General features: G+C 51.4%; 3 protein-coding genes. All 3 read right to left on the bottom strand.

Annotated elements, in window-relative coordinates:
- Positions 1 to 703, bottom strand: a 703-nt coding sequence (locus VIP81_RS24470; protein WP_331967522.1) for a tetratricopeptide repeat protein, incomplete at its 3' end; no start/stop codon positions are given.
- Positions 704 to 713: 10 nt separating this feature from the next.
- Positions 714 to 1,709, bottom strand: coding sequence for a type IX secretion system membrane protein PorP/SprF (locus tag VIP81_RS24465; protein ID WP_331967520.1), 996 nt, complete (start codon positions 1,707 to 1,709; stop codon positions 714 to 716).
- An 11-nt stretch (positions 1,710 to 1,720) separates the two neighbouring features.
- Positions 1,721 to 6,224: gliding motility-associated C-terminal domain-containing protein (locus tag VIP81_RS24460; protein WP_331967518.1), on the bottom strand; the 4,504-nt coding region annotated here is incomplete at its 5' end.

The following is a 6,224-nucleotide window of genomic DNA, read 5'->3' as shown; positions in this document are numbered from 1 at the left end:
CGGTAAAGTACACAGAATCCCCATGATAACAGGCAGGTCCGATATGATACTTGCCTACATCGATCACGGAAGCAAGATTGTCTATATTTAGCCTGCCGGGAGCGCCTTCCGGGTCGCTTAGCTGGAATACCCTGAAATAAGGCTCGCCCGTTTGTCCTGATACCTTTTGCGCAGAAGGTTCCAGCCTGTTGAAATTGGAAGTGTAATACAGTTTTCCTTTTTCACGGAAAGCGCCCCAATCTGAATAGGTGGAATTAACGGCATCCAGGTTTTGCAGGCGAAAGGGACCCGGATTCGTCCATTGCAGGGCGGAATCGCAGCCGGCAATTCTCTTTTGCAGGTCCCTGCTGCCTTTATACCGGCCGTAACTATTTTTGGCAGCATCATATTGCCCAAGCATTTTTTGTATGTCACCAATCCTTACCAGGAGAGAATCAGCCGAAGGATCTTTCTCAACACAGCCCGTATAAGCAGCGATCGCCTCCGGGTATTTCTGCAACGATTCATAACTATACCCCAGCCTGTAGTACACCAGCGGTTTGGCTTTTTTTGACCGGGCCAACCGCTCGTATATCGGTGCAGCTTTGCTGAAACGCCATGTTCTAAAGTATGTATCGGCCAATTGCTCATAACTGCGCTGTTCCTGCGCCAGGCAGGGAACATAACAAAACAGCAGCAGGAATAGGATTGATTTAACAGCCATGATCGTTCATTTAAAAGTACCTGGGCGATATTTCCCTTTTTTGTTTATTCAGGAACAGCAGACCAATAGATATTTCATGGCTACCCGATTGATAGGAATTAAGCCCGCTCACGGTGAAGTCATATGCATATCCCAGCCGCAGCCATTTGGTGGCGTATATTTCCATCATTGCAGAAACCGCGTCCTGCTTTTCCAGCCCCCTTTGCAGGTTTGATTTGTCCCATATCTGGAAGCCAGTCCGGTAAGAAACGCCCAGCCACAGAATCTCCCTGATCAGCGCGAAGGCAGTCAGATCAATATTAGACGGACCTTTAAAATCCTCTTTCCACAGAAAAGAAGGCTTTAATTTGAGATGTTCTCCCACATTAAAGACCGTTCCCGCCCCCACGTAAAGGTGCGGTTCCCTGACGATGCTGGTAAAGAGCTTGCCGTCCCAGTTATATGCCTTCATGCCGGTAGCCTGAAGCAGGTTGTTGACAGATGCGGTAATGTAATATTTCGGCGTATAGAACAGTACGCCGAAGGTTGCATCCGGTTCTATGTGGGTGGGCCTGCCCACGGGGATACGCTCGTCGTAATCGTCCACGTATTCCAGTACAGAGCCATCCAGCTGGTATTGTAGAATGCCACCGGTAATACCGAAACAAAGCCGCTTAGCGCCTTCTTCGTCCAGCGGTATACGGTAGGTAGCGCCTATCGCTGCTGTAATAGTCTTTTGCGCCCCCATTTCATCGAGCATAAAATTTCCGCTCAGTGCAAGCCGTTCTTCCCTCGCATTGGTCAGCCCGTCTATCGAAGCACCCGTGGTGACCGGTGCGCCGTTTATTCCTCTCCATTGCCTGCGGTGGATCATATTGAGACTTGTGCCACCCCGATAGCCGGCGTAAGCCGGATTCAGATTCAGCATATTGAAAATGTACTGGCTGAATTGCACTTCCTGCTGGGCTTCTGCAGGTAACAGGTACAACAAGCCCCATAATACACACATCAGCGTTTTATAGTTCATATCAGCTGTTTTTATCTGATTAATTGAATCCATCCCGTGTAGGTTTTGGTGCCCTCGGGGAGGCGTAGTTTCAGTACGTAGTAATAAGTTGATTCTGTAAGCCCATTACCATCCCATTCGTTGTGGTAGCTGGAGCTATAATACACCTCGTTGCCCCACCGATTATAGATGGCAATAGAAGAAGCCGGGTAATTCTCCAATCCTTTGATCACTAGTTTATCGTTGCGGCCGTCCCCATTTGGTGTGATCACATTAGGGATGAACACCAGCCTTCCGCCGCCGTCAAACGGTATCTTCGTGGTATCACCACCCGGTGGATCGCTGGGCGTATTGCCGGTTTTATTGATCACCGTGTCTATTGTTACAAATGCCATGTTGTTGATGGAAGATATTCCTGTGGTGCTGTTTTTCACTATCACCTGGAAGCCCGCCTGCTGGGTGCTGCCAACTGAAAGGCTGCTGAATCCGAACTGCACATTGTCGCCGGTGAATGTGCCACCACTGCCTGTTACGTAACTGGTGTTGGCGGGAATGGGATCACTGATGCTCACATCAACCAGCGGCACAGTACCGTTGTTACGCACATAAATGGTGTAGGTAATCACCTCACCCGGCTGGGCGCTGTTATCTCCACTCGCATCCCTTACTTCTTTCCACGTAGTAAAATCTTTCACATCCAACCTGAATGACGCCTTTGCGCTAACACTGCATCCAACCGGGTAAGATGCGCTCACCTCGTACAGGGCTGCATCTGCCACACTAATATTGGTTAAGTTGAGTGTGTTGCCGGTTACACCGCCGATCACCATATTGTTCTTGTACCAGGTGAAAGCATTGGCGCCTGCCGATGTGGCTGTAAGCGTCAGGTTGGAGCCCGACCATACGGCTTCCTGTGCAGGTACATTGAGCACGGGTGCAGCCGGGCCGGCACTGACACTTATGGTGACCGCCTGTGCATCATTTGCTACATTTTCGCATATGGTACTGTTGCTCACGGTCACATAATAGGTGGTGGCCGCGGTAATGGACGGGGTGGTAAATGTTGCGCCCGTGTACAGCTTATTTGTCAGCCCCGCATCGGCATACCAGTTATAAATCAGCGGACTGCTGAGCCTTGCAAATTCCGTGAGCCGTGAAGTAGCGATAATAGTTACCGGAGATCCCTCGCAGGTGCTGGTATCCTTTACAGTAATGTCCGCTGCTATAGCTTTATAATTCACATTAACGAATACCTGTTTTGCAGTCAACGGGCTATTTTCACAAACACCTGTTCCCCGGACAGTCACGTAATAATTGGTGGAGGTAGTGAGTACCGGGGTCGTAAAGGCCGGACCTGTAGCCAGTTTTTGTGTAAGGGCAGGATCGGCATACCAATTGAAGGTGGCGCCGGATACTGTGCTGTTGGCGTTAAGCGCGGCAGTGCCTCCCTGGCAAATGCTGGCGCTGTTTACGGCAATATCAGCACCAGTGGCGTTCCTGGATACTTTTACATTAATGGCCTTTGCAGCACCGGCGGGATTAGCGCATACGCTATCTCCTGTCACAGTTACATAATAAGTCTTATTGCCCGTAACAGCAGGCGTCGCAAAAGTTGGCCCGTAATCCAGCAATTGCGTAAGGTCGGAGTCCGCGTACCAGTTGAATGCCGGCGTATTTACAGCAGGCGCTGTTACACTGAGCAATACGTTGTTTCCATCACAGATCAACGCATCGTTACCAACAATATCGGTGGCTGCGGCAACGCGAAAGACTTTCACAATCGCTTCCCTGGCATTGCCAGGTGTGTTCTCACAGAGCACATCGTTCTGCATAGTGACATAATAATGTGTAGTCTGCTGTAATGAAGGAGTAGTAAATATATTGCCTGTTGCCAGCAAGGTGGTAAGCCCTTCGTCCGCATACCAGCGGAAGATGGTGGTACCCCGCAGTCTTGCAGGAACGGTCGCAATGAGCGTTGCTGTGTTGCCTGCGCAGACAATGCGGTCTGTAGCCGCAAGGTCTTCACGCGTACTGCTCCGCTTAACAGCAATCCTGACAGTTCTGGCGCCGCCGGGTTTATTGCCGCATATCCCTGTGGCAGCCACTGACACATAATAACTGGTAATGTTATACAACGGGGGCGTAGTGAAAGCCGCGCCGGTGAACAGTGGTCGTGTCAGCTCGGGATCGGCATACCATGTAAATACCGGATTGGCCAGTGTGCTGGAGGCAGTAAGCGTGGTGCGGCTGCCCGGGCACACAGTGGTATCTTTCAGGATAATATCCGCGGACACCGCAAAACGATTAACGGTAACCTTTACCGGTTTACCTGCACCAGGAAGATTTTCGCAAACATTTGGCGCATTGATGGTCACAAAGTACTCCGTAGTCGTATTCAGGGCTGGCGTTACAAGCGTGACGCCGGTTCCCGCCAGCGAGGTCAGTGCTGTATCGCGGTACCATTTGAAAATGGCGCCGGGCACACTGCTGGAAGCACGCAGTGTTGCAATTCCACCTTCGCAAAAAGAGGTGTCTGCCACATTGATATCTGTTGATATACCAAAACGGTTGACAGTTACAGTAACCTGCTGCGCATTGGCTTTATTGCTTACGCAGACGTCGTTGCCAGCCACTGTAAGATAGTAAGTGGTAGTGGCGGTAAGAACAGGCGTCTGGAAGGCTTCACCGGTAAACAACAACCGGCTGAGCCCTGCATCGGCGTACCAGTTGAATACCGGTTGCGCAATCGTATTGCTGGTGGCCAGCAATGTGGTAACATCTCCTTCACAGACAGAACGTGGCGCTACAATAATGTCTGCAGCGGTTGCATTTCTGTTCACAGTTACCGTTACCTGCTGCTCATTGCCGGGATCGTTCACACAAACACCGTCGCCGGAAACGTTTATATAGTAGGTTACGGATGTACTCAAAGCCGGGGTGGTAAAGCTTGCACCAGTAAACACCAGCTGCGTGCGCCCTGGGTCCGCATACCATTTAAATACCGGGTTTCCGATGCCGCTGGAAGCGTTAAGCTGCACAGTGCTGCCGGCGCATATCACGGTATCCCTGATGATAATGTCCGCCGCTACCGCTTTCCGCGAAACGATGATATTGACTGGTTTTGCTTCCGGTGGGAAGTTTTCACACGCGTCCGTGCCATTCACAGTGACATAATACGTAGCCGGAGCAGAAAGAGATGATGTGGTGAAACTTGCACCGGCAGCTACCGGATTATTCAACCCGGCGTCTGTATACCAGGTGAATACGGGATTAGTAATGTTGGAACTGGCCGACATGGTCACGGCATTACCTTCGCATATGGACTGGTCCGCAGTGGTAATATCCGTTGCCAGTGCATGACGGTTCACGGCCACTGTAACGGACAGCGGAATGGTTGAACTACCTTCACAAACGCCGTTTCCGCTTACCGCCACGTAATAATTTGTAGTGGCTGCCAGGGGCGGTGTCGTGAATACAGGGCCTGTAAAGATCCGGTTGGTCCGGTTTGCATCGCTATACCAATTGAATATCGGGTTGCTCAACTGGCTATTTGCCACGAGGGTGGCGGTTTCCCCGGCGCAGATCGTCATGCCGGCCACCGTCGCATCTGCGGTCACGCTATTACGTTGTACCGTTACCGTTACCACCTTCGATGTACCGGGATCATTCTCACAAACCCCCGTTCCCGAAACGGTGATGTAATAGGTAGCGGAAGCGCTTAGAGCGGGCGTGGTGTAACTTGCGCCGGTGAACAGCAACTGACTGTGAGAGGGGTCTGCATACCAGTGAAATACCGGGCTTGCAATGTTGCTGGATGCGATGATCTGCACAGTGCTGCCGGAACAAATCACAGTATCCTTAACGCTGATATCACTGGCCACAGCCTTCCTGGAAATCGCGATATTTACTGCCTTGCCATTCGGCGGGAAGTTTTCGCAGACATCTGAACCGTTTACAGTTACATAATAAGTAGCTGATGTGGAGAGTGCAGGTGTGGTAAAGCTTGCTCCCGCCGCAATGGGTTGGTTCAGTTCTGCGTCAGTATACCAGGTGAATACAGGGTTCGAAACAGAAGAGCTGGCCGTCATGGTCACGGCGCTTCCTGCGCAGCCAGATTGGTTTGCAGCGGTAATATCTGAAGCCACCGCATGCCTGTTCACGGTCACCGTAACAGTGGCAGGCACACTCTGCGCAGTGGCAGGACCTTCGCAGATGCCATCTCCGTTCACAGTCAAAAAGTATTGAGTGGTAATAGCCAGCGGCGGTGTCGTGAAAGCCGGGCCAGTGAAGAGCAGGTTCGTTCTGGCGGCATCGCTGTACCAATTGTATACCGGGTTGGTGATATTGGATGAAGCCACGACCGTACCGGTTGTCCCCGCGCAGATGGTTAGGCCTTCCGCCGTTACCGCTGCTGTAGTGCTGTTGCGGAGCAGCGTTACTGTTACTGGCTTCGCGGTTCCGGGTTCATTTTCACAAACCAGGTTACTGCTGGCCGTAACGTAATAGGTGGTACTGTTCACTAACGCCGGGGTAGTG

This window comes from Chitinophaga sp. (assembly GCF_036566945.1).
Lineage (GTDB): Bacteria > Bacteroidota > Bacteroidia > Chitinophagales > Chitinophagaceae > Chitinophaga.
The sequence above is the reverse complement of the archived record's forward strand: the minus strand, read 5'-3'. Positions and strand labels throughout refer to the sequence as shown.

What these genes read in the sequence shown, in the direction of transcription:
- VIP81_RS24465 (WP_331967520.1), bottom strand. Translation starts at nt 1,709, where the DNA reads ATGAACTATAAAACGCTGATGTGTGTATTATGGGGCTTGTTGTACCTG.